21 protein-coding genes and 1 tRNA gene are annotated in these 20,762 nt (G+C 62.6%); all 22 read left to right on the top strand.

Annotation, left to right across the window (positions count from 1 at the left end):
• Nucleotides 1–41: 41 nt before the first annotated feature.
• Complete coding sequence (gene rpsO, locus WKW80_RS10465) at nt 42–308, top strand: 30S ribosomal protein S15 (RefSeq protein ID WP_007837783.1); 267 nt, start codon at nt 42–44, stop codon at nt 306–308.
• 205 nt (nt 309–513) lie between these two features.
• Nucleotides 514–2,856 (top strand): polyribonucleotide nucleotidyltransferase, encoded by a 2,343-nt coding sequence (pnp, locus tag WKW80_RS10460; RefSeq protein WP_340363497.1) that lies wholly within the window; start codon nt 514–516, stop codon nt 2,854–2,856.
• A 62-nt stretch (nt 2,857–2,918) separates the two neighbouring features.
• Nucleotides 2,919–3,914 (top strand): NAD(P)H-quinone oxidoreductase, encoded by a 996-nt coding sequence (locus WKW80_RS10455; RefSeq protein WP_340363496.1) that lies wholly within the window; start codon nt 2,919–2,921, stop codon nt 3,912–3,914.
• Nucleotides 3,915–3,924: 10 nt separating this feature from the next.
• On the top strand, nt 3,925–4,680 hold the full coding sequence (gene tpiA / locus WKW80_RS10450; protein WP_340363495.1) for a triose-phosphate isomerase: 756 nt from the start codon (nt 3,925–3,927) through the stop codon (nt 4,678–4,680).
• A 45-nt stretch (nt 4,681–4,725) separates the two neighbouring features.
• A complete protein-coding gene (secG, locus tag WKW80_RS10445) occupies nt 4,726–5,166 on the top strand; it encodes a preprotein translocase subunit SecG (protein WP_340363494.1) in 441 nt (146 codons plus the stop codon).
• A gap of 113 nt (nt 5,167–5,279) precedes the next feature.
• Nucleotides 5,280–5,364 (top strand) — tRNA-Leu (locus WKW80_RS10440).
• A gap of 56 nt (nt 5,365–5,420) precedes the next feature.
• Complete coding sequence (locus tag WKW80_RS10435; protein ID WP_340363493.1) at nt 5,421–5,780, top strand: NADH-quinone oxidoreductase subunit A; 360 nt, start codon at nt 5,421–5,423, stop codon at nt 5,778–5,780.
• A gap of 2 nt (nt 5,781–5,782) precedes the next feature.
• Nucleotides 5,783–6,265, top strand: a complete 483-nt coding sequence (locus tag WKW80_RS10430) for a NuoB/complex I 20 kDa subunit family protein (protein ID WP_140839331.1) — start codon at nt 5,783–5,785, stop codon at nt 6,263–6,265.
• 6 nt (nt 6,266–6,271) lie between these two features.
• Complete coding sequence (locus WKW80_RS10425) at nt 6,272–6,880, top strand: NADH-quinone oxidoreductase subunit C (RefSeq protein ID WP_340363492.1); 609 nt, start codon at nt 6,272–6,274, stop codon at nt 6,878–6,880.
• A gap of 1 nt (nt 6,881) precedes the next feature.
• Entirely contained in the window at nt 6,882–8,135 is a 1,254-nt protein-coding gene (locus WKW80_RS10420; protein ID WP_340363491.1) for an NADH-quinone oxidoreductase subunit D, read from the top strand.
• On the top strand, nt 8,132–8,665 hold the full coding sequence (gene nuoE / locus WKW80_RS10415; protein WP_340363490.1) for an NADH-quinone oxidoreductase subunit NuoE: 534 nt from the start codon (nt 8,132–8,134) through the stop codon (nt 8,663–8,665). The genes WKW80_RS10420 and nuoE overlap by 4 nt, the downstream gene beginning before the upstream one ends.
• Nucleotides 8,665–10,005 carry an NADH-quinone oxidoreductase subunit NuoF gene (nuoF, locus tag WKW80_RS10410; protein ID WP_340363489.1) on the top strand — a complete coding sequence of 447 codons (1,341 nt, stop codon included), beginning with the start codon at nt 8,665–8,667 and terminating at the stop codon, nt 10,003–10,005. The genes nuoE and nuoF overlap by 1 nt, the downstream gene beginning before the upstream one ends.
• A 16-nt stretch (nt 10,006–10,021) precedes the next feature.
• Nucleotides 10,022–12,202: an NADH-quinone oxidoreductase subunit NuoG gene (gene nuoG / locus WKW80_RS10405; protein WP_340363488.1), complete on the top strand. Its 2,181-nt coding sequence runs from the start codon at nt 10,022–10,024 to the stop codon at nt 12,200–12,202.
• A complete protein-coding gene (gene nuoH, locus WKW80_RS10400) occupies nt 12,199–13,275 on the top strand; it encodes an NADH-quinone oxidoreductase subunit NuoH (protein WP_340363487.1) in 1,077 nt (358 codons plus the stop codon). Before nuoG ends, nuoH begins: the two co-directional genes overlap by 4 nt.
• 15 nt (nt 13,276–13,290) lie before the next feature.
• Complete coding sequence (nuoI, locus tag WKW80_RS10395) at nt 13,291–13,800, top strand: NADH-quinone oxidoreductase subunit NuoI (protein ID WP_340363486.1); 510 nt, start codon at nt 13,291–13,293, stop codon at nt 13,798–13,800.
• A gap of 28 nt (nt 13,801–13,828) precedes the next feature.
• On the top strand, nt 13,829–14,485 hold the full coding sequence (locus WKW80_RS10390; RefSeq protein ID WP_340363485.1) for an NADH-quinone oxidoreductase subunit J: 657 nt from the start codon (nt 13,829–13,831) through the stop codon (nt 14,483–14,485).
• Nucleotides 14,482–14,790 (top strand): NADH-quinone oxidoreductase subunit NuoK, encoded by a 309-nt coding sequence (gene nuoK, locus WKW80_RS10385; RefSeq protein ID WP_340335504.1) that lies wholly within the window; start codon nt 14,482–14,484, stop codon nt 14,788–14,790. Before WKW80_RS10390 ends, nuoK begins: the two co-directional genes overlap by 4 nt.
• Before the next feature lie 12 nt (nt 14,791–14,802).
• Nucleotides 14,803–16,842 carry an NADH-quinone oxidoreductase subunit L gene (nuoL, locus tag WKW80_RS10380; RefSeq protein WP_340363484.1) on the top strand — a complete coding sequence of 680 codons (2,040 nt, stop codon included), beginning with the start codon at nt 14,803–14,805 and terminating at the stop codon, nt 16,840–16,842.
• 24 nt (nt 16,843–16,866) lie between these two features.
• Complete coding sequence (locus WKW80_RS10375; RefSeq protein ID WP_340363483.1) at nt 16,867–18,342, top strand: NADH-quinone oxidoreductase subunit M; 1,476 nt, start codon at nt 16,867–16,869, stop codon at nt 18,340–18,342.
• A 22-nt stretch (nt 18,343–18,364) separates the two neighbouring features.
• Nucleotides 18,365–19,855: an NADH-quinone oxidoreductase subunit NuoN gene (nuoN, locus tag WKW80_RS10370; RefSeq protein WP_340363482.1), complete on the top strand. Its 1,491-nt coding sequence runs from the start codon at nt 18,365–18,367 to the stop codon at nt 19,853–19,855.
• Between the two features lie 5 nt (nt 19,856–19,860).
• Complete coding sequence (locus WKW80_RS10365) at nt 19,861–20,178, top strand: DUF2818 family protein (RefSeq protein WP_340363523.1); 318 nt, start codon at nt 19,861–19,863, stop codon at nt 20,176–20,178.
• Nucleotides 20,171–20,761, top strand: coding sequence for an NUDIX domain-containing protein (locus WKW80_RS10360; RefSeq protein ID WP_340363481.1), 591 nt, complete (start codon nt 20,171–20,173; stop codon nt 20,759–20,761). Before WKW80_RS10365 ends, WKW80_RS10360 begins: the two co-directional genes overlap by 8 nt.
• Nucleotide 20,762: the final 1 nt, after the last annotated feature.

The raw sequence follows: 20,762 nt of genomic DNA, 5'->3' as shown, positions 1-20,762 counted from the left end.
CACACCGCAAGTCAAATATCCCCGGAACAAGGAAATTTCATATGATCGCAGCCTCCATCAAGGCCGAAGTCGTCAAAGACAACGCCCGCGCCGCCAACGACACTGGCAGCCCCGAAGTGCAAGTTGCACTGCTGACCGCCCGCATCAACGAACTCACCCCCCACTTCAAGACGCACGCCAAGGACCACCACGGTCGTCGCGGCCTGTTGCGCATGGTGAGCCGCCGTCGCAAGCTGTTGGACTACCTCAAGTCCAAAGACGCCGACCGTTACACCGCGCTGATCGCCAAGCTGGGTCTGCGCAAGTAAGCCAACCGCATGCAAAAACGCCTGAGTTAGTCCGCTAGCTCAGGCGTTTTTTACTTCGCGGTTCCATTTCGGAGTGCCCAACAGAGCGAAGCTGTGTCATTCCAGGGAAGTCCGGGGCGGGCTTCGCTGGAATGGCATCGTGTTCTGACAAGCGCTCCAAAGTCCGCAGGGTCGCGCGACCCTGCTATCAAAACAGGAGCAAATCATGAGTCTCTTCAACAAGATCACCAAGTCCTTCCAGTGGGGCGACAAGACCGTCGTCATGGAAACGGGCGAAATCGCGCGCCAGGCCAGCGGCGCGGTCAAGGTCGACATCGACGGCACCGTCATCCTCGCCACCGTCGTGGCCTCGAAGAGCGCCAAGCCCGGCCAGGATTTCTTCCCGCTGACCGTCGACTACATCGAGAAGACCTATGCCGCCGGCAAGATCCCCGGCAGCTTCTTCAAGCGCGAAGCCAAGCCCAGCGAACACGAAACGCTCACCAGCCGCCTGATCGACCGCCCGATCCGCCCGCTGTTCCCCGAAGGCTTCCTGAACGAAGTGCACGTGGTCATCCACACGCTGTCCCTGAACCCTGAAGTCGACGCTGACATCGCCGCCATGGTCGGCGTGAGCGCCGCGCTGTCGGTCTCCGGCATTCCGTTCAGCGGCCCGATCGGCGCCGCCCGCGTGGGATACATCAATGGCCAGTACGTGCTGAACCCCGGCCAGACCGCGCGCAAGGATTCGCAGATGGACCTGGTCGTCGCCGGTACCGAAGCGGCCGTGCTGATGGTCGAATCCGAAGCCCTGCAACTGAGCGAAGAAATCATGCTCGGCGGCGTGGTGTTCGGCCATGAACAGGCCAACATCGCAATCAACGCGATCCACGAACTCGTGCGCGATGCCGGCAAGCCGGTGTGGGACTGGCAAGCGCCCGCCGAAGACGAGGCCTTCGTTGCGAAGGTCAAGGGCCTGGCCGAAGAAAAGCTGCGCGCCGTCTACCAGATCCGCAGCAAGCAGTCGCGCACCCAGGCGCTGCGCGAAGCCAATGCCAGCGTGATGGAGTCGCTCAAGGCCGAAGGCAATCCGTTCGACGCCGGCAAGGTCAACGACCTTCTGTTCGCGATCGAATCGAAGATCGTCCGTAGCCAGATCCTCGAAGGCGAGCCGCGCATCGATGGCCGCGACACGCGCACCGTGCGCCCCATCGAAATCCGCAACTCCGTGCTGCCGCGCACCCACGGCTCGGCCCTGTTCACCCGCGGTGAAACGCAGGCGCTGGTCGTGACCACGCTAGGCACCGAGCGCGATGCGCAGCGCATCGACGCACTCGCTGGCGAGTACGAAGACCGCTTCCTGTTCCACTACAACATGCCTCCCTTTGCCACCGGCGAAGTCGGCCGCATGGGCTCGACCAAGCGCCGCGAAGTGGGCCACGGCCGCCTGGCCAAGCGCGCACTCGTCGCCTGCCTGCCGAGCAAGGAAGAGTTCCCCTACACGATCCGCGTCGTGTCGGAAATCACCGAGTCGAACGGCTCCTCGTCGATGGCTTCGGTCTGCGGCGGCTGCCTGTCGATGATGGACGCAGGCGTGCCGATGAAGGCGCACGTCGCCGGTATCGCCATGGGCCTGATCAAGGAAGGCAACCGCTTCGCGGTGCTGACCGACATCCTGGGTGACGAGGACCACCTCGGCGACATGGACTTCAAGGTGGCCGGCACGACCAACGGCATCACCGCGCTGCAGATGGACATCAAGATCCAGGGCATCACCAAGGAAATCATGCAGGTCGCGTTGGCACAAGCCAAGGAAGCGCGCATGCACATCCTCGGCAAGATGCAAGAGGCGATGGGCGAGGCCAAGGCCGAAGTGTCCAACTTCGCGCCGCGCCTGTTCACGATGAAGATCAACCCCGAGAAGATCCGCGACGTGATCGGCAAGGGCGGCTCGGTCATCCGCGCGCTCACCGAGGAAACCGGCACTCAGATCAACATCGACGAAGACGGCACCATCACGATCGCATCGACCGATCCTGAAAAGGCAGAAGCGGCCAAGAAGCGCATCGAGCAGATCACGGCCGAAGTCGAGATCGGCAAGGTCTACGAAGGCCCGGTCACCAAGATCCTGGACTTCGGCGCGCTCATCAACCTGCTGCCCGGCAAGGACGGCCTGCTGCACATCAGCCAGATCGCGCACGAACGCGTCGAGAAGGTGACCGACTACCTGAGCGAAGGCCAGATCGTGAAGGTCAAGGTGCTCGAGACCGATGAGAAGGGCCGCGTCAAGCTGTCGATGAAGGCCCTGACTGAGCGTCCGGCCGGCATGGAGTTCCAGGAGCGTGCGCCGCGTGAAGACCGTGGTGATCGCGGCGAGCGTCGCGAACGGGGCGATCGTCCGCCGCGCGGTGACCGCGAACGCGCGCCGCGCTTCGAAGGCGAGCGCAATGATGCGCCGCGCCAGCAAGAGCCGCAGCAACATCGCGAACCCGCACCGGCCCTGGCCGAAGCGCAGCAAAGCGTGTTCGCCTCGCGCGTCGAAGGCGACAACGGCGACCGCCAGGTTTGACGTCAACCGGCAAGGGTCGCTTCGAAGCGGCCTTTGCCATCTTTTCATAGTGGCGGCGTCCCATGAAAGCGATTGAAATCTCCGAATTCGGTGCCCCCGGGGTGCTGCGCCTGACCGAGCGCGCGGCCCCTGTTGCAGGCGCTGGCGAAGTGTTGATCCGCACCGCGGCCAGCGGCGTGAATCGCCCCGACGTTCTGCAGCGTGCCGGCCACTACCCGGTACCGCCCGGTGCGTCGGACTTGCCCGGCCTCGAATTGGCAGGCGAGATCGTTTCCGGCGATGCCGAAGCGATGGCTGCCGCGGGACTGAAGGTCGGCGACCATGTCTGCGCACTCGTCGCAGGCGGTGGCTATGCCGAACTGTGCGTGGCACCAGTCGCGCAATGCCTGCCGGTGCCGAAGGGCTGGAGCGACGTCGAAGCGGCGACGCTGCCCGAGACCTTTTTCACTGTCTGGAGCAACGTATTCGAACGTGGCCGCTTGCAGGCGGGCGAGACCCTGTTGGTGCAGGGCGGCTCGAGCGGCATTGGCGTCACTGCCATCCAGGTCGCGAAGGCGCTCGGCGCGACAGTGATCGTCACGGCTGGCAGCGACGACAAATGCGCGGCCTGCCTGGAGCTCGGCGCCGATCACGCGATCAACTACAAGACCGCCGATTTCGTCGAGGAAGCCAGGAGGCTCACCGGCGGCAAGGGTGTCGACGTGGTCCTCGACATGGTCGCCGGCAGCTATGTCGCGCGCGAGATCGAATGCCTTGCCGAAGATGGCCGGCTCGTGATCATCGCGGTGCAGGGCGGCATCAAGAGCGAGATCAACGCTGGCCTGGTGCTGAGAAAGCGGCTGACCGTCACTGGTTCGACGCTGCGTCCGCGCCCAGTCGCGTTCAAGGCGGCGATTGCGCGTGCCTTGCAGGAAAAGGTCTGGCCCTTGCTGGAACGCGGCGCGATCAAACCCGTGATCCACAGCAGTTTTGCGGCGGATGCGCAGGGCGGTGCCGTGAAGGCGCACGAACTGATGGAATCGAATCAGCATATCGGCAAGATCGTGCTGACCTGGTGAAGTGAACGAGATGACAACCCATAAGAACAAGCTGATCGCGGGCAACTGGAAGATGAACGGCAGCCTGTCTGCCAACACGGCGTTGGTGGAAGCGCTGAAGCAAGGCGTTGGCAATCCAGCCTGTGACGTCGCGCTGTGCGTGCCGGCGCCTTACCTGGCGCAAGTGCAAGCGCTGGTTGCAGGGTCGCCGCTCGCGCTTGGCGCGCAAGACGTGTCGGCCCATGCTCAAGGCGCATACACCGGCGAGCAATCGAGCGTGATGCTGAGAGACTTCGGCGTGCACTACGCCATCGTCGGCCATTCCGAGCGTCGCCAGTACCACGGTGAAACCGATGAGACAGTGGCGGCCAAGACGGCGGCGGCTTTGGTCAACGGCATTACGCCGATCGTTTGTGTCGGCGAGACCCTGGCGCAACGCGAGGCTGGCCAAACGGAGGAAGTGGTCAAGCGCCAACTCGCCGCCGTGATCCATGTCAACGGCCACTGCATCAGCGAAATCGTCGTGGCGTACGAGCCCGTGTGGGCAATCGGCACTGGCAGGACGGCCACGCCTGAACAGGCGCAGACCGTGCACGCCCTGTTGCGTGCACAGTTGCATCACGCGGCGAGCGAGCATGCGGCGGGCATCCGCATCCTCTACGGCGGCAGCATGAACGCGGCCAACGCGGCGGAGTTGCTCGCGCAGCCCGACATCAACGGCGGATTGATCGGCGGTGCGTCGCTCAAGGCCCCTGACTTTCTGCAAATCATTGCCGCAGCGCGCTGACTTTCGGCGTCGCCGCGAACCGAATCGAACCTGGAGTAAGAACGAATGAACGTGTTTCTCAACATATTGACCGGCGTGCAAATGCTCTCCGCGCTCGCGATGATCGGGCTGATCCTGATCCAGCACGGCAAGGGTGCCGATATGGGCGCGGCCTTCGGCAGCGGTAGTGCCGGCAGCCTGTTTGGTGCGAGTGGCAGCGCAAACTTCCTGTCGCGAACCACTGCAGTGTTGGCCGCGGTTTTCTTTGCATGCACATTGGCGCTGGCCTACCTGAGCCATGCACGTCCGAGCAGCGGCGGCACCAGCTTGATCGAGCGCGCTGCAGTGAGCGCGCCGGCGCCCGCCACGTCGGGTTCGGCAGCGCAGATCCCGGCTGCGCCGGCACCTGCAGCGGGCGGCGCCGGCGCACCGGCTTCGCAGCCCGCCGCGCCGGCTTCGCAACCGGCCGCACCGGCTGGGGGCGCTGCCCAGATCCCTGCAAAGTAAATGCATCGTCAGATGCGCGCCCTGCAAGAAAACGTTTCATTTCAGGGTAAACTCTGACTCTGTCTGGAAAGCCAAATCCTTCACGGTCCTCATGCCATCCAGATAGAAAAACCGCGGTCGTGGTGAAATTGGTAGACACGCTATCTTGAGGGGGTAGTGGCGAAAGCTGTGCGAGTTCGAGTCTCGCCGACCGCACCAAATATCACGAGCAGGAACACTTCCTGTTCGTGGCAAGCGGTGATAGAACCTTCCCGATGAACCTCGATACATACCTACCCGTCCTGTTGTTCATCCTGGTCGGTATCGCGGTTGGTATCGCACCCCAGGTTCTCGGCTACATCCTCGGGCCGAACCGTCCCGACGCCGCAAAGAATTCCCCCTACGAATGCGGCTTCGAAGCTTTCGAAAATGCCCGCATGAAGTTCGATGTCCGCTACTACCTGGTGGCCATCCTTTTCATCCTTTTCGACCTTGAAATCGCTTTCCTGTTTCCCTGGGCCGTCGCCCTGAAGGAAGTGGGGCCCGCGGGTTTCTGGGCTGTCGTCATCTTTCTCGCCATCCTTGTCGTGGGCTTTGTCTACGAGTGGAAAAAAGGCGCGCTTGACTGGGAATAGCAATGGCCATTGAAGGCGTTTTCAAGGAAGGCTTCGTCACCACGTCGTATGACTCCGTGGTGAACTGGGCCAAGACCGGCTCGCTGTGGCCCATGACCTTCGGTCTGGCCTGCTGCGCGGTCGAAATGATGCATGCGGCCGCCGCACGCTACGACATCGGCCGCTTTGGCGCCGAGGTGTTTCGTGCCAGTCCGCGCCAGTCCGACCTGATGATCGTGGCCGGCACCCTGTGCAACAAGATGGCGCCGGCGCTGCGCAAGGTCTACGACCAGATGGCGGAGCCGCGCTGGGTGCTCTCGATGGGCTCCTGTGCCAACGGCGGTGGCTACTACCACTACAGCTATTCGGTGGTGCGCGGCTGCGACCGCATCGTGCCCGTCGACGTCTACGTGCCGGGCTGCCCGCCGACCGCTGAAGCGCTGATCTACGGAATCATCCAGTTGCAGCAGAAGGTCCGCCGCACCAACACCATTGCGCGTGCCTGACCTTCCATGACTACTTTTGCGATTGCTCCCGAAGTCCTGAAGGACACGATTTCCGCCGCGCTCGGCGACAAGGTCGCCAGCATCAAGGTCGCGCTGGGTGAGGTCACGCTCGTCGTGAAGGCTGCCGACTATCTCGACGCAATGGAGACGCTGCGCGTTGCCCCCGGCTGCAAGTTCGAGCAGCTCATCGATATCTGCGGCATGGACTACTCGGCCTGGCGCGATACGGAGTGGGACGGCCCGCGCTATTGCGCCGTGTCGCATCTGCTGTCGGTGTCGCTGAACCAGCGCGTGCGTGTCAAGGTGTTCTGCCCGGACGACGACTTCCCGGTGCTCCCGTCCGTGATGCACATCTGGAACTCGGCCAACTGGTTCGAACGCGAAGCCTTCGATCTCTACGGCATCGTGTTCGATGGCCACGTCGACCTGCGCCGCATCCTGACCGACTACGGCTTCATCGGCCACCCCTTCCGCAAGGACTTCCCCCTGTCGGGGCACGTCGAAATGCGTTACGACGAAGAACTGCGGCGCGTGGTCTACCAGCCCGTGACGATCGAGCCGCGTGAAGTAACGCCGCGCATCATCCGCGAAGAAAACTACGGCGGCTTGAACTGATATGGCCGACATCAAGAACTACACCCTGAACTTCGGTCCGCAGCACCCCGCCGCGCATGGTGTGCTGCGTCTCGTGCTCGAACTCGACGGCGAAGTCGTGCAGCGCGCAGACCCGCACATCGGATTGCTGCATCGCGCGACCGAGAAGCTTGCCGAAGGCAAGACCTTCATCCAGTCGCTGCCCTACATGGACCGTCTCGACTACGTGTCGATGATGTGCAACGAGCACGCCTACTGCCTGGCCATCGAAAAGCTGCTCGGCCTCGAAGTGCCGATCCGCGCCCAGTACATCCGCGTGATGTTCTCCGAGATCACGCGCCTGCTGAATCACCTGATGTGGCTCGGCTCGCATGCCAACGATTGCGGCAGCTCCACGGTGCTGATCTACGCGTTCCGCGAGCGCGAAGACCTGTTCGACATGTACGAGGCCGTGTCGGGCGCGCGTATGCACGCGGCCTACTTTCGACCGGGCGGCGTCTACCGTGACCTGCCGGACACCATGCCGCAGTACACGGTCAGCAAGATCAAGAACGCCAAGGCCCTGGCGCGCATGAACGAGAACCGCCAAGGTTCGCTGCTGGACTTCATCGATGACTTCACGAAGCGCTTCGTGAAGCACATGGAGGAGTACCACACACTGCTGAGCGACAACCGCATCTGGAAGCAGCGCACTGTGGGCATCGGCGTGATGACGCAAGAGCGTGCACTGAGCCTGGGCCTGACCGGCCCGATGCTGCGCGGCTCGGGCATCGCCTGGGACCTGCGCAAGACGCAGCCCTACGACGTCTACGACCGCATGGATTTCGACATCCCCGTGGGCAAGACGGGCGATTGTTTCGACCGGTACCTGGTGCGCATGGAAGAAATGGCGCAGTCGAACCGCATCATCCAGCAGTGCTCGGCCTGGCTGCGCGCCAACCCCGGCCCGGTGATCACCGACAACCACAAGGTGGCTGCGCCCAGTCGCGAATCCATGAAGTCCAACATGGAAGAGCTGATCCATCACTTCAAGCTCTTCACCGAAGGCTTCCACGTGCCGGAAGGCGAGGCCTATGCGGCGGTCGAACATCCGAAGGGCGAGTTCGGCATCTACCTCGTGAGCGACGGCGCCAACAAGCCATACCGTCTGAAGATTCGCGCACCCGGTTTTGCGCACCTTGCCGCGCTCGACGAAATGGCGCGCGGCCACATGATCGCCGACACCGTGGCGGTGATCGGAACCCTGGACATCGTGTTCGGAGAGATCGATCGATGAGCAATCCCCAGCACACTCCCGCTAGCCTGCATGCAATCGACGACGCAATGCTCGCGCTGTTCGCGCGCGAGGTCGCCAAGTACCCCGCCGACCAGGCGCAATCGGCCGTGATGGCGTGCCTGCAGATCGTGCAGAAGGCGCATGGATGGGTGAGTCTTGAAAGCGAGAAGGTCATTGCCGACTACCTCGGCATGCCGCCGATCGCGGTGCATGAAGTGACGACCTTCTACAACATGTACAACCAGCATCCGGTGGGCAAGTTCAAGCTCAACGTGTGCACCAACCTGCCGTGCCAGTTGCGCGACGGTGTCACGGCGCTGGTGCACCTGGAAAAGAAGCTTGGCATCAAGATGGGCGACACGACCACCGACGGTCTCTTCACGCTGCAGCAAAGCGAATGCCTCGGCGCCTGCGCCGACTCGCCGGTGATGCTGGTGAACGACGTCACGATGTGCAGCTTCATGAGCAACGACAAGCTGGACCAGCTGATCGACGGGCTGCGCACCGCTTCGGCAGGGGAGGCGAACTGATGTCCCCCGACCAAGTCCTCTCGCAGTTCCAGGCCACGGGCGTCCAGACCTGCTTCCACAATCGCCACATCGACCCGCAGATCTATCTGGGCCTCGATGGCACCAACTGGCGCATTGCCGATTACGAGGCGCGCGGCGGCTACAAGGCACTGCGCAAGATCCTGAGCGAAGGCATGACGCCGGAACAGGTCATTGCCGAGGTCAAGAGCTCCGGCCTGCGTGGCCGTGGCGGCGCAGGCTTCCCGACCGGCCTCAAGTGGAGCTTCATGCCCCGCCAGTTCCCCGGCCAGAAGTACCTGGTCTGCAATTCGGACGAGGGCGAGCCAGGTACCTGCAAGGACCGCGACATCCTGCAGTTCAACCCGCACATCGTGATCGAAGGCATGGCCATCGCTGCCTATGCGATGGGCATCAGCGTCGGCTACAACTACATTCACGGCGAGATATTCGCGACGTACGAACGTTTCGAAGAGGCGCTGGAAGAGGCGCGTGCGGCCGGCTATCTCGGCAACGGCATCATGGGCAGCAACTACAACTTCCAGTTGCACGCCGCCCATGGCTTTGGCGCCTACATCTGCGGCGAAGAGACGGCGTTGCTCGAATCGCTCGAAGGCAAGAAGGGACAGCCGCGCTTCAAGCCGCCGTTCCCGGCGAGCTTCGGCATGTATGGCAAACCGACCACGATCAACAACACCGAGACTTTCGCGGCGGTGCCCTGGATCATCAACAACGGTGGCCAGGCGTACCTCGAGTGCGGCAAGCCGAACAATGGCGGTACCAAGATCTATTCGGTGAGCGGTGACGTCGAGCTGCCCGGCAACTACGAAGTGCCGATGGGCACGCCGTTCAGCAAGCTGCTCGAACTCGCCGGCGGCGTGCGCAAGGGGCGCCAGCTCAAGGCCGTGATCCCCGGTGGGTCGTCGTCGCCGGTGCTGCCCGCTTCCATCATGATGGAATGCACGATGGACTACGACTCCATCGCCAAGGCCGGTTCGATGCTGGGCTCGGGTGCGGTGATCGTCATGGACGACAGCCGCTCGATGGTCGAGTCCCTCAAGCGCCTGTCGTACTTCTACATGCACGAATCCTGTGGCCAATGCACGCCGTGCCGCGAAGGCACGGGCTGGCTCTGGCGCGTGGTCGACCGCATCCACAACGGGCAAGGCAAGGCGACCGACATGGACCTGCTCAACTCCGTGGCCGACAACATCCAGGGCCGCACGATCTGTGCATTGGGCGACGCCGCGGCAATGCCGGTGCGCGCCATGATCAAGCACTTCCGCCACGAATTCGAGGCGCTCATTCCGGGCTACGTCCCCAAGGCGGCCGCCAAGGCCTGAGGGACGGGAAACACATATGGTTGAACTGGAAATCGACGGCAAGAAGGTGGAGATCACCGAAGGCAGCATGGTCATGCATGCGGCCGACAAGGCGGGCACCTACATCCCGCACTTCTGCTATCACAAGAAACTCAGCATCGCGGCCAACTGCCGCATGTGCCTCGTCGACGTCGAGAAGGCGCCCAAGCCGATGCCGGCCTGCGCCACGCCGGTGACGCAGGGCATGATCGTTCGCACCAAGAGCGAGAAGGCGATCAAGGCGCAGCAGTCGGTGATGGAGTTCCTGCTCATCAATCACCCGCTGGATTGCCCCATCTGCGACCAGGGCGGCGAGTGCCAGTTGCAGGACCTGGCCGTGGGCTACGGCGGCTCCAGCTCGCGCTACGAGGAAGAAAAGCGCGTCGTGTTCCACAAGGACGTGGGCCCGCTGATCAGCATGGAAGAGATGAGCCGCTGCATCCATTGCACGCGCTGCGTCCGCTTCGGCCAGGAAGTGGCCGGCGTGATGGAACTGGGCATGATCCATCGCGGCGAACACTCCGAGATCACGACGGTGCTCGGCGAGACGGTCGATTCCGAGCTCTCGGGCAACATGATCGATCTCTGCCCGGTCGGCGCACTCACCAGCAAGCCGTTCCGCTACAGCGCCCGCACCTGGGAGCTGTCGCGCCGCAAGTCGGTCAGCCCGCACGACTCGACCGGCGCGAACCTTATCGTCCAGGTCAAGAACAACAAAGTGATGCGCGTCGTTCCGCTCGAGAACGAAGAAGTCAACGAATGCTGGATCGCCGACCGCGATCGCTTCTCTTATGAAGCCCTCAACAGTGACGAGCGCCTGACCCAGCCGATGCTGAAGCAGGGCGGCCAGTGGCAGGCCGTCGATTGGCAGACCGCGCTCGAATACGTGGCCAATGGCCTGCGCCAGATCAAGACCGACCATGGCGCTTCGGCCATCGGCGCGCTGGTGAGCCCGCACAGCACAGTGGAAGAACTGGCCCTGGCCAGCAGCCTCGTGCGCGGCCTGGGCAGCGACAACATCGACTATCGCCTGCGCAATGCCGACTTCACGCCCTCGAGCGGCATCCGCTGGCTCGGCACGTCGATTGCATCGCTTTCGCAACTGCAGCGCGTGCTGGTCGTCGGATCGAACCTGCGCAAGGACCATCCGCTGTTCGCACAGCGCATCCGGCAGGCCGCACGCAAGGGCGCCGCAGTGCATTCGATCAATTCGAGTGTCGAACTTGCTTCCCGCGACGCGTGGGCCATGTCCATTGCCGGTTCGCAGACCATGCCTTCGAGCGACTGGGCCAGGGCGCTGGGCAATTTGGCGACCGCCATCGGAGCAGAGAAGGGCGTTTCTGCGCCGGCAGCCGGCGAAGCCGACGACGCGGCCAAGACGCTGGCGAAGTCCCTGATGGGTGGAGAGCGCAAGGCGATCCTGCTCGGCAATGCCGCTGCGCACCATCCGCAAGCATCGCAATTGCTGGCCACCGCGCAATGGATCGGCGAGCAGACCGGCGCGACTGTCGGCTACCTCACCGAAGCGGCCAATACCGTCGGTGCGCAATGGGTCGGCGCGACGCCGCGCAATGGCGGCCTGAACGCGGCCCAGATGCTCAAGGGCGGCCTGAAGGCCGTGCTGCTGCTGAACAATGAGCCCGAATTCGATTCGGCGATCGGTGCAAACGCACCCGCTGGCCTCGAACATTCCCAGATGGTCGTGACGCTGAGTCCGTTCAAGGCCAATCTCGCATTCAGCGATGTGTTGCTGCCGATCGCGCCTTTCACCGAAACGCCCGGTACTTTCGTGAATGCGGAAGGGCGCGTGCAGAGCTTCCACGCGGTGGTCAAGCCGCTGGGTGGCGCTCGTCCTGCCTGGAAGGTGTTGCGCGTGCTGGGCAATATGCTGGGCTTGCAGGGATTCGACTTCGAGTCCTCCCAAGAGGTCCTGGCGCATGTTCAAGGTGCGCAGGACGCCGCGTCGACACACATCCCAGCCGGCCGCCTGAGCAACGCGGCGCCCGCTGGCGTCGAGCTCTCTGCCGCTGCCGACGGTGCCGGCGTGTTGCCGGCAGTCGCTGCCATTTATCAACTTGACGGCCTGGTGCGACGCGCGACTTCGCTTCAGCTGACAGCAGATGCCCGCGGCCAAGCCGTGCGCGGCACTGCTCCGATGCTAGACGGAGTCTCCGCATGATCGACACCATCTACGGTTTTGGCCGCGGATTGAGTTCCGCAGGTTGGTGGGTCGGCGGTGGCTGGCCTGTGATCTGGTCGCTCATCAAGATCATCTGCGTGCTGCTCCCGCTGTTGGGAGCGGTGGCTTATCTGACGCTGTGGGAGCGCAAGTTCCTGGGCTTCATTCAGGTTCGCCTCGGCCCCAATCGGGTGGGCCCGTTCGGCCTGTTGCAGCCCATTGCCGACGCGCTCAAGCTGCTGACCAAGGAAGTCATCAGTCCTTCGGCCGCGAGTCAGGGCCTGTTCCGCCTCGGCCCGATCATGGCCATCATGCCGGCGCTGGCCGCGTGGGTGGCGATTCCGTTCGGTCCTGAAGCCGTCCTGGCCAACGTCAATGCGGGCTTGCTGCTGATCATGGCGATCACTTCCATCGAGGTGTACGGCGTGATCATCGCGGGCTGGGCATCCAACTCGAAGTACGCCTTCCTCGGCGCGCTGCGTGCATCGGCGCAGATGGTCAGCTACGAAATCGCAATGGGCTTCTGCCTGGTCGTGGTCATCATGGTGTCGGGCAGCCTCAACCTGGGCGACGTGGTGGCCGTGCAAGGCAAGGGCACCTTCGCGAGCATGGGCCTGGGCTTCCTGTCGTGGAACTGGCTGCCGCTGCTGCCGATCTTCCTTTGCTACGTGATCTCCGGCGTGGCCGAAACCAACCGCCATCCGTTCGACGTGGTCGAAGGCGAGGCCGAGATCGTGGCTGGCCACATGGTCGAGTACTCGGGCATGGGCTTCGCGATCTTCTTCCTGGCCGAGTACGCCAGCATGTGGCTGGTCTCGATCCTTGCCGCCCTGATGTTCCTTGGCGGCTGGCTGTCGCCGGTCGGTTTCCTCGACTGGATTCCCGGCTGGATCTGGCTGGGCGCGAAGACCTTCTTCGTCGTCTCGCTGTTCATCTGGATTCGCGGCACCTTCCCGCGCTTCCGCTATGACCAGATCATGCGCCTGGGCTGGAAGATCTTCATTCCGGTCACCCTGGTGTGGCTGCTGGTGGTCGGGGCCTGGATGCAGACGCCCTGGAACATCTGGAAATAAGTGGAGACAAAGAACATGACAGCCGTTGCTGCCTCCTCCTTTTCGGTCAAGGACTTCTTCAAGAGCTTCATGCTCGCGGAGTTGTTCAAGGGCATGGTCCTGACCGGAAAATATGCGTTCAAGCGCAAGATCACGGTTCAGTTCCCGGAAGAAAAAACGCCGTTGTCGCCGCGCTTCCGCGGGCTGCACGCGCTGCGCCGCTACGAGAACGGCGAAGAACGCTGCATCGCTTGCAAGCTCTGCGAAGCCGTGTGCCCGGCAGTCGCAATCACGATCGAATCGGAGGTCCGCGACGATGGTTCGCGCCGCACCTCGCGCTATGACATCGACCTGACCAAGTGCATCTTCTGTGGTTTCTGCGAAGAAAGCTGCCCGGTCGATTCGATCGTCGAGACCCACATCCTCGAATACCACGGCGAAAAGCGCGGCGACCTGTATTTCACGAAGGAAATGCTGCTGGCCGTGGGCGACCGCTACGAAAGCGAAATCGCGGCCAGCAAGGCCGCGGACGCGAAATACCGCTAAACGGCAGACGCCCCCAAAGAAAATCTCCATGGACGTCAAGACTGGCTTCTTCTATCTGTTCTCGGTGGTGCTGCTGTTTGCAGCCTTCCGGGTCATCACCGCGCGCAACCCCGTGCATGCGGTCCTGTACCTGATGCTTGCGTTCTCGCAGGCGTCTGCCGTGTGGCTGCTGCTGCAGGCCGAGTTCCTCGCCATCGTGCTGGTGCTCGTGTACCTTGGCGCCGTGATGGTGCTGTTCCTGTTCGTCGTGATGATGCTCGATCTCAACATCGACACCATGCGACAGGGCTTCTGGAAGCACTTCCCGTTGGCTGCGGTGGTCGGTGTGGTCATTGCGCTTGAAATGGCATACGTGCTGATGGGCGGCTTTCGCCAGGTGCCGGCCGCGGCGCAGTCGGCCGCAAGCCAGGTTTCCAACACGAAGGCGTTGGGCGTCCTGCTGTACACGGAGTACCTGTACCCCGTGCAGATCGCCGCGGTCATCCTCGTTGTGGCGATGATCGCGGCGATTGCCTTGACGTTGCGCACGCGCAAGGACACCAAGTTCGTTCACGTCGATGACCAGGTTCGGGTGAAGGCGCGCGACCGCATGGCGCTGGTCAAGATGGCGGCCACGCAGCCGGCGCAACCTCCGGCGCCGCCGGCAGAAACGGCCCCGGCGGCCGCAGCGGAGAAGAAAGCATGACTCTGTCGCTCCCCCATTACCTGTCGCTTGGCGCCATGCTTTTTGCGATGTCGGTCGTCGGCATCTTCCTGAACCGCAAGAACCTGATCGTGCTGCTGATGTGCATCGAACTGATGCTGCTCGCAGTCAACATGAACTTCGTGGCCTTCTCGCACTACCTGGGCGACATGCACGGCCAGGTGTTCGTGTTCTTCATCCTGACGGTGGCCGCGGCCGAGTCGGCCATCGGCCTGGCACTGCTGGTGCTGTTGTTCCGCAACAAGTCGAACATCAACGTCGACGAGCTCAACGCACTCAAGGGATAACAAGAGATCACCATGAGCGCAACGCTATCCGCATCCACATTGCTGGTCGTGCCATTGGCGCCGTTGTTCGGCGCCATCGTCTCGGGCGTGTTCGGCACCAAATTTGCCGGCGACCGCATCGGCCGCACGGTGACCCATTCACTGACCATCCTAGGCGTGTTCATCGCCTTCGTGATCTCGGCCATGACGCTCAAGAGCGTGGTGTCCGACGAGGCCCGGTTCAACCAGACGATCTACGAATGGATGGTCGTCGGCGGCCTGAAGATGGAAATCGGCTTCCTCGTCGACGGTCTCACCGCGATGATGATGTGCGTCGTGAGCTTCGTGTCGCTGATGGTGCACATCTACACGATCGGCTACATGGAAGACGACGACGGCTACAACCGCTTCTTCGCGTACATCTCGCTGTTCACCTTCTCGATGTTGATGCTCGTCATGAGCAACAACATGCTGCAGTTGTTCTTCGGCTGGGAGGCCGTGGGCCTGGTGTCGTACCTGCTGATCGGCTTCTGGTACAACCGGCCGACCGCGATCTTCGCGAACTTGAAGGCCTTCCTGGTCAATCGCGTGGGTGACTTCGGTTTCATCCTGGGCATTGGCCTCATTGCGGCCTATGCCGGCACGTTGAGCTACGCAGAGGCATTCGCCAAGGCAGACAGCCTGGCCAAGCTGACCTTCCCCGGCACCGAGTGGATGCTGATCACGGTGATTTGCATCTGCCTGTTCATCGGCGCGATGGGCAAGAGCGCGCAGTTTCCCCTCCATGTGTGGCTGCCCGACTCGATGGAAGGCCCGACGCCCATCTCTGCGCTGATCCACGCGGCAACGATGGTGACGGCCGGCATCTTCATGGTGGCACGCATGTCGCCGCTGTTCGAGCTGAGCGACACGGCATTGAGTGTCGTCATGGTGATCGGTGCGATCACGGCGCTGTTCATGGGCTTCCTGGGCATCGTCCAGAACGACATCAAGCGCGTGGTTGCGTACTCGACTCTTTCGCAACTTGGGTACATGACGGTGGCGCTGGGTGCGTCGGCCTATTCAGTCGCGGTGTTCCACCTGATGACGCACGCGTTCTTCAAGGCGTTGCTGTTCCTCGGTGCCGGCTCCGTGATCATCGGCATGCACCACAACCAGGACATCCGCTGGATGGGTGGCGTGCGCAAGTACATGCCGATCACCTGGATCACTTCGCTGCTGGGTTCGCTGGCGCTGATCGGTACGCCTTTCTTCGCGGGCTTCTATTCGAAGGACAGCATCATCGAGGCGGTCCACGAGAGCCATCTGTGGGGCTCCGGCTTTGCCTACTTCGCCGTGATGGCGGGCGTGTTCGTGACGGCGTTCTATTCGTTCCGCATGTATTTCCTCGTGTTTCACGGGAAGGAGCGCTACGACCAGAATCCGGACGCGCACCATGACGACCATCATCACGACGCGCATGGGCACGACGACCACCATGGCCACGATGCCAAGCCGCACGAGTCGCCTTGGGTAGTCTGGCTGCCGCTGGTGTTGCTGGCGATCCCGTCGGTGGTGATCGGCTTCATGACGATCGAGCCCATGCTGTTCGGCGAGTTCTTCAAGGAAGCGATCGTCGTCGACGCAACGAAGCATCACGCGATGAAGGAAATGGAAGAGGCCTTCCACGGGCCGGTCGCGATGGCCATGCACGGCTTCACGGCGTTGCCGTTCTGGTTGGCGCTGGGTGGCGTGGCCCTGTCGTACTACATGTACATGATCAACCCGGCATTGCCGGCGGCGATCAAGCGGATGTTCGCACCCATCTACGCCCTGCTCGAGAACAAGTACTACATGGACTGGTTCAACGAGAACGTCATCGCACGCGCCACGCGCGGGCTGGGCGTCGGCTTGTGGAAGGGCGGCGACGAGGCAGTCATCGACGGCGCGATCGTCAATGGCTCCTGGAAACTGGTGGGCCGTATCTCGGCCGCGGTGCGCTGGCTGCAAACCGGCTACATCTACCACTATGCGTTTGCGATGCTGCTTGGCGTCTTCGTCCTGATGACGTACTTCATCTGGGTCAAGCCTTAACCGGCAGGCTGGAGAAAAAGAAAAATGGGTTTGTTGAGCCTTGCCATCTGGATGCCGATCGTTGTCGGCACCGTGTTGCTGGCGTTCGGTCGCGAGGAACACGTGCGCATGGTGCGCTGGGTTGCGCTCGTCGGTTCCATCGCGAGTTTCCTGGTCACCATTCCGCTCTACACGCGCTTCGACATCACGACTGCCAAGATGCAGTTCGTCGAGAAGGCGAGCTGGATCGAGCGTTTCCACGTGAGTTATCACGTGGGCATCGACGGCATATCGTTGTGGCTGGTGTTGCTGACCGCTTTCATCACCGTGGTGGTGGTGATTTCTGCGTGGGAAGCGATCACGGAGCGCGTCAACCAGTACATGGCGGCGTTCCTGATCCTGTCGGGTTTCATGATTGGCGTGTTTTGCGCGCTCGACGGCATCCTGTTCTATGTGTTCTTCGAGGCCACGCTGATCCCGATGTACCTGATCATCGGTGTCTGGGGCGGTCCGAACAAGATCTACGCGGCGTTCAAGTTCTTCCTCTACACGCTCCTCGGTTCCCTGTTGACGCTGGTTGCGTTGATCTACCTCTACAACACCTCCGGCGGCAGTTTCGACATCCTCGGCTGGCACCAGTTGAAGCTGGGCAGCACGGCGCAGACGCTGTTGTTCTTCGCGTTCTTCGCGGCGTTCGCTGTGAAGGTACCGATGTGGCCGGTACACACGTGGTTGCCGGACGTGCACGTCGAGGCGCCCACCGGCGGCTCGGCCGTGCTGGCGGCCATCATGCTGAAGCTCGGCGCCTATGGTTTCCTGCGCTTCTCGCTGCCGATCGCACCTGACGCTTCGCACGAGTGGGCCTGGTTCGTCATCGCGTTGTCGGTCGTGGCCGTGATCTACGTGGGCCTGGTGGCGTTGGTGCAGCAGGACATGAAGAAGCTGGTGGCTTATTCGTCGGTGGCGCACATGGGCTTCGTGACGCTCGGCTTCTTTATCTTCAGCGACCTGGGCGTGTCGGGCGGTATCGTGCAGATGATCTCGCATGGCTTCGTGTCTGCCGCGATGTTCCTTTGCATCGGCGTGCTGTACGACCGCGTGCATTCGCGCCAGATTGCCGACTACGGCGGCGTGGTCAACACCATGCCCAAGTTCGCGGCTTTCGCGCTGCTGTTCGCGATGGCCAATTGCGGCCTGCCGGCAACGGCCGGGTTCGTCGGCGAGTGGATGGTGATCCTTGGCGCGGTCAAGGCCAACTTCTGGCTCGGCTTTGCTGCGGCCACCGCTTTGATCTTCGGCGCGGCCTACACGCTCTGGATGTACAAGCGCGTCTACCTCGGCGAGCCCAGCAACGATCACGTCAAGGAGCTGTCGGACATCAACGCGCGCGAGTTCCTGATGCTTTCGCTGCTGGCCATTGCCGTCCTGTGGATGGGCGTGGCTCCGAAGCCCTTTACCGACGTGATGAACGCTTCGGTGGGTGAATTGCTGCGCCACGTCGCCGTGTCGAAGCTGCCCTGAACCCGCTGAGGAAGAAAACGAGATGATTGAAAAACTCAGCTGGCTGGCGCCGATCTACCCCGAGGTCGTGTTGTTGGCGATGGCCTGCATCATTTGCCTGGTCGACCTGTCCGATACGAGCCCGCGCCGCTCGCGCACCTATCTGCTGACGTCGCTGACGTTGGCCGTCGTGGCCTTGCTGACCGGGCTCAACGCTGCTGGCGGCGCTACGTCCTACGCCTTTGGCGGCCTGGTCGTGAGCGACCCGATGGGCAACTGGCTGAAGTGCTTCGCGACGATCGCGCTCATGGTGACGCTGGTCTATGGCCGCCCGTATGCGGCGGATCGCGGCATGTTGCGCGGCGGTGAGATGTTCACCATCAGCATGTTCGCGTTGCTGGGCATCTTCGTGATGATGTCGGGCAGCAACTTCCTGATGATCTACCTCGGTCTTGAATTGCTGACGCTTTCGAGCTATGCGCTGGTGGCGCTGCGCCGCGACAACGCAGTGGCAAGCGAGGCAGCGATGAAGTATTTCGTGCTCGGCGCCATGGCCAGCGGCTTCCTGCTGTACGGCATGTCGATGATGTACGGCGCCACCGGTTCGCTCGACATCAACGAGGTCTACAAGGCCATTGCGAGCCGCAAGGTGGATCACCAGGTGCTGGTGTTCGGCCTGGTGTTCATCGTCTCGGGCCTGGCCTTCAAGGTCGGCGCCGCACCGTTCCACATGTGGGTGCCCGACGTCTACCAGGGTGCGCCGACGGCGGTGACGCTGTTGATCGGTGCCGCGCCCGAACTGGCTGCTTTCGCGATCATCATCCGCCTGTTGGTCGAAGGCCTGTTGCCGCTTGCCATCGACTGGCAGCAGATGCTGGCCCTGCTGGCCGTGGCCTCGCTTGTGGTCGGCAACCTGGCCGCGATTGCGCAGAGCAACCTCAAGCGCATGCTGGCCTTCTCGACGATCTCGCAGATGGGCTTCATGTTGCTCGGCCTGGTGGCCGGCGTGGCCAACGGCAATACCTACAACGCCCAGTACGCGTACAGCGCATCGATGTTCTACATCATCAGCTATGTGCTGACGACGCTGGCCAGCTTCGGCATCATTCTGCTGCTGGCGCGCGAGGGCTTCGAGAGCGAAGAGATCGTCGATTTCGCAGGTCTCAACCAGCGCAGCCCGCTGTATGCCGGCGTGATGGCGATTGCGATGTTCTCGCTGGCAGGGCTGCCGCCGCTGGTCGGCTTCGACGCCAAATTCGCGGTGTTGCAGGCGCTGATTGCCTCGGGCGAGTCGATCTACATCGGCATTGCGGTGTTCGCGGTGATGATGTCGCTGGTGGGCTCGTTCTATTACCTGCGCGTGGTCAAGGTCATGTACTTCGATGCACCGGTGACGGCCACGACGGTGTCGGCGCCTTTCGATGTGCGCACGGTGCTGTCGCTCAACGGCGCGTTGATCCTGATCCTGGGCATCCTGCCTGGCGGACTCATGACGCTATGCGCGAAGGCCATCGTGGCCACGCTGGCCACCTGACCCGCGTGTCGCAGGCGGCATCGGTCTGGCTGGTCCTGTTGGTCGCGCTGATTGCGGCCAACCTTCCCTTCATCAACGAGCGCTTGTTGTCGGTGGTGCCGTTGCCGGGCGGGCGCAAGTCGATTGCCACGCGCCTGGCGGAACTGGTCGTCCTGTATTTCCTGGCCATTGGCGTCGGGTTGCTGTTCGAACGACGCGTCGGGCAAATCGCGCCGCAGGGTTGGGAGTTCTACGCGATAACGGGGGCATTGTTCCTGGTGCTGGCGTTCCCCGGCTTTACCTGGCGCTACTTGCTCAAACACCGAAAAACCGGCCATGCCTGATTCCCACCTGAAAGAAGTCGCCACCGACAGCGAAATGCTGTTCGAGGGCAAGTTCCTGGTCGCCAAGCGCGACACCGTGCGCCTGCCGGACGGGCACAGCGCCACGCGCGAATACGTGGTGCATCCCGGGGCGGTGGTCGTGATTCCATTGCTGGACGACGGGCGCGTGGTGCTGGAGCGGCAATTCCGCTACCCGATCGGACATGTCATGACCGAGTTTCCGGCCGGCAAGCTCGACGCGGGCGAAGATCCGCTGTTTTGCGGCCAGCGCGAGTTGCTCGAGGAAACGGGTTATCGCGCGCGCGAGTGGGCGCATGCGGGCGCGATGCACCTCGCGGTCGCGTATTCGACCGAAATCATCCACCTGTACTTTGCGCGCGGTCTCGAACTTGGCACGCGCAACCTCGATCACGGCGAGTTTCTCGACGTGATCAGCGCAACGCCGGAAGAACTGATGGGCTGGTGCCGCGACGGCACCGTCACCGACGCGAAGACGCAGACCTGCACGCTGTGGCTGCAGAACGTGCTGTCGGGGGCGTGGTCACTCGACTGGCAACCTGCAGGCGCCATGGGCCCGGCCTGAT

It is taken from the genome of Variovorax humicola (genome assembly GCF_037889915.1).
Taxonomy (GTDB): Bacteria; Pseudomonadota; Gammaproteobacteria; order Burkholderiales; family Burkholderiaceae_C; genus Variovorax; species Variovorax humicola.
Note: the sequence above shows the minus strand (reverse complement) of the source record. Positions and strands in the feature narration are given on the sequence as shown.

What these genes read in the sequence shown, in the direction of transcription:
- rpsO (WP_007837783.1), top strand. Translation starts at nt 42, where the DNA reads ATGATCGCAGCCTCCATCAAGGCCGAAGTCGTCAAAGACAACGCCCGC.
- pnp (WP_340363497.1), top strand. Translation starts at nt 514, where the DNA reads ATGAGTCTCTTCAACAAGATCACCAAGTCCTTCCAGTGGGGCGACAAG.
- WKW80_RS10455 (WP_340363496.1), top strand. Translation starts at nt 2,919, where the DNA reads ATGAAAGCGATTGAAATCTCCGAATTCGGTGCCCCCGGGGTGCTGCGC.
- tpiA (WP_340363495.1), top strand. Translation starts at nt 3,925, where the DNA reads ATGACAACCCATAAGAACAAGCTGATCGCGGGCAACTGGAAGATGAAC.
- secG (WP_340363494.1), top strand. Translation starts at nt 4,726, where the DNA reads ATGAACGTGTTTCTCAACATATTGACCGGCGTGCAAATGCTCTCCGCG.
- WKW80_RS10435 (WP_340363493.1), top strand. Translation starts at nt 5,421, where the DNA reads ATGAACCTCGATACATACCTACCCGTCCTGTTGTTCATCCTGGTCGGT.
- WKW80_RS10430 (WP_140839331.1), top strand. Translation starts at nt 5,783, where the DNA reads ATGGCCATTGAAGGCGTTTTCAAGGAAGGCTTCGTCACCACGTCGTAT.
- WKW80_RS10425 (WP_340363492.1), top strand. Translation starts at nt 6,272, where the DNA reads ATGACTACTTTTGCGATTGCTCCCGAAGTCCTGAAGGACACGATTTCC.
- WKW80_RS10420 (WP_340363491.1), top strand. Translation starts at nt 6,882, where the DNA reads ATGGCCGACATCAAGAACTACACCCTGAACTTCGGTCCGCAGCACCCC.
- nuoE (WP_340363490.1), top strand. Translation starts at nt 8,132, where the DNA reads ATGAGCAATCCCCAGCACACTCCCGCTAGCCTGCATGCAATCGACGAC.
- nuoF (WP_340363489.1), top strand. Translation starts at nt 8,665, where the DNA reads ATGTCCCCCGACCAAGTCCTCTCGCAGTTCCAGGCCACGGGCGTCCAG.
- nuoG (WP_340363488.1), top strand. Translation starts at nt 10,022, where the DNA reads ATGGTTGAACTGGAAATCGACGGCAAGAAGGTGGAGATCACCGAAGGC.
- nuoH (WP_340363487.1), top strand. Translation starts at nt 12,199, where the DNA reads ATGATCGACACCATCTACGGTTTTGGCCGCGGATTGAGTTCCGCAGGT.
- nuoI (WP_340363486.1), top strand. Translation starts at nt 13,291, where the DNA reads ATGACAGCCGTTGCTGCCTCCTCCTTTTCGGTCAAGGACTTCTTCAAG.
- WKW80_RS10390 (WP_340363485.1), top strand. Translation starts at nt 13,829, where the DNA reads ATGGACGTCAAGACTGGCTTCTTCTATCTGTTCTCGGTGGTGCTGCTG.
- nuoK (WP_340335504.1), top strand. Translation starts at nt 14,482, where the DNA reads ATGACTCTGTCGCTCCCCCATTACCTGTCGCTTGGCGCCATGCTTTTT.
- nuoL (WP_340363484.1), top strand. Translation starts at nt 14,803, where the DNA reads ATGAGCGCAACGCTATCCGCATCCACATTGCTGGTCGTGCCATTGGCG.
- WKW80_RS10375 (WP_340363483.1), top strand. Translation starts at nt 16,867, where the DNA reads ATGGGTTTGTTGAGCCTTGCCATCTGGATGCCGATCGTTGTCGGCACC.
- nuoN (WP_340363482.1), top strand. Translation starts at nt 18,365, where the DNA reads ATGATTGAAAAACTCAGCTGGCTGGCGCCGATCTACCCCGAGGTCGTG.
- WKW80_RS10360 (WP_340363481.1), top strand. Translation starts at nt 20,171, where the DNA reads ATGCCTGATTCCCACCTGAAAGAAGTCGCCACCGACAGCGAAATGCTG.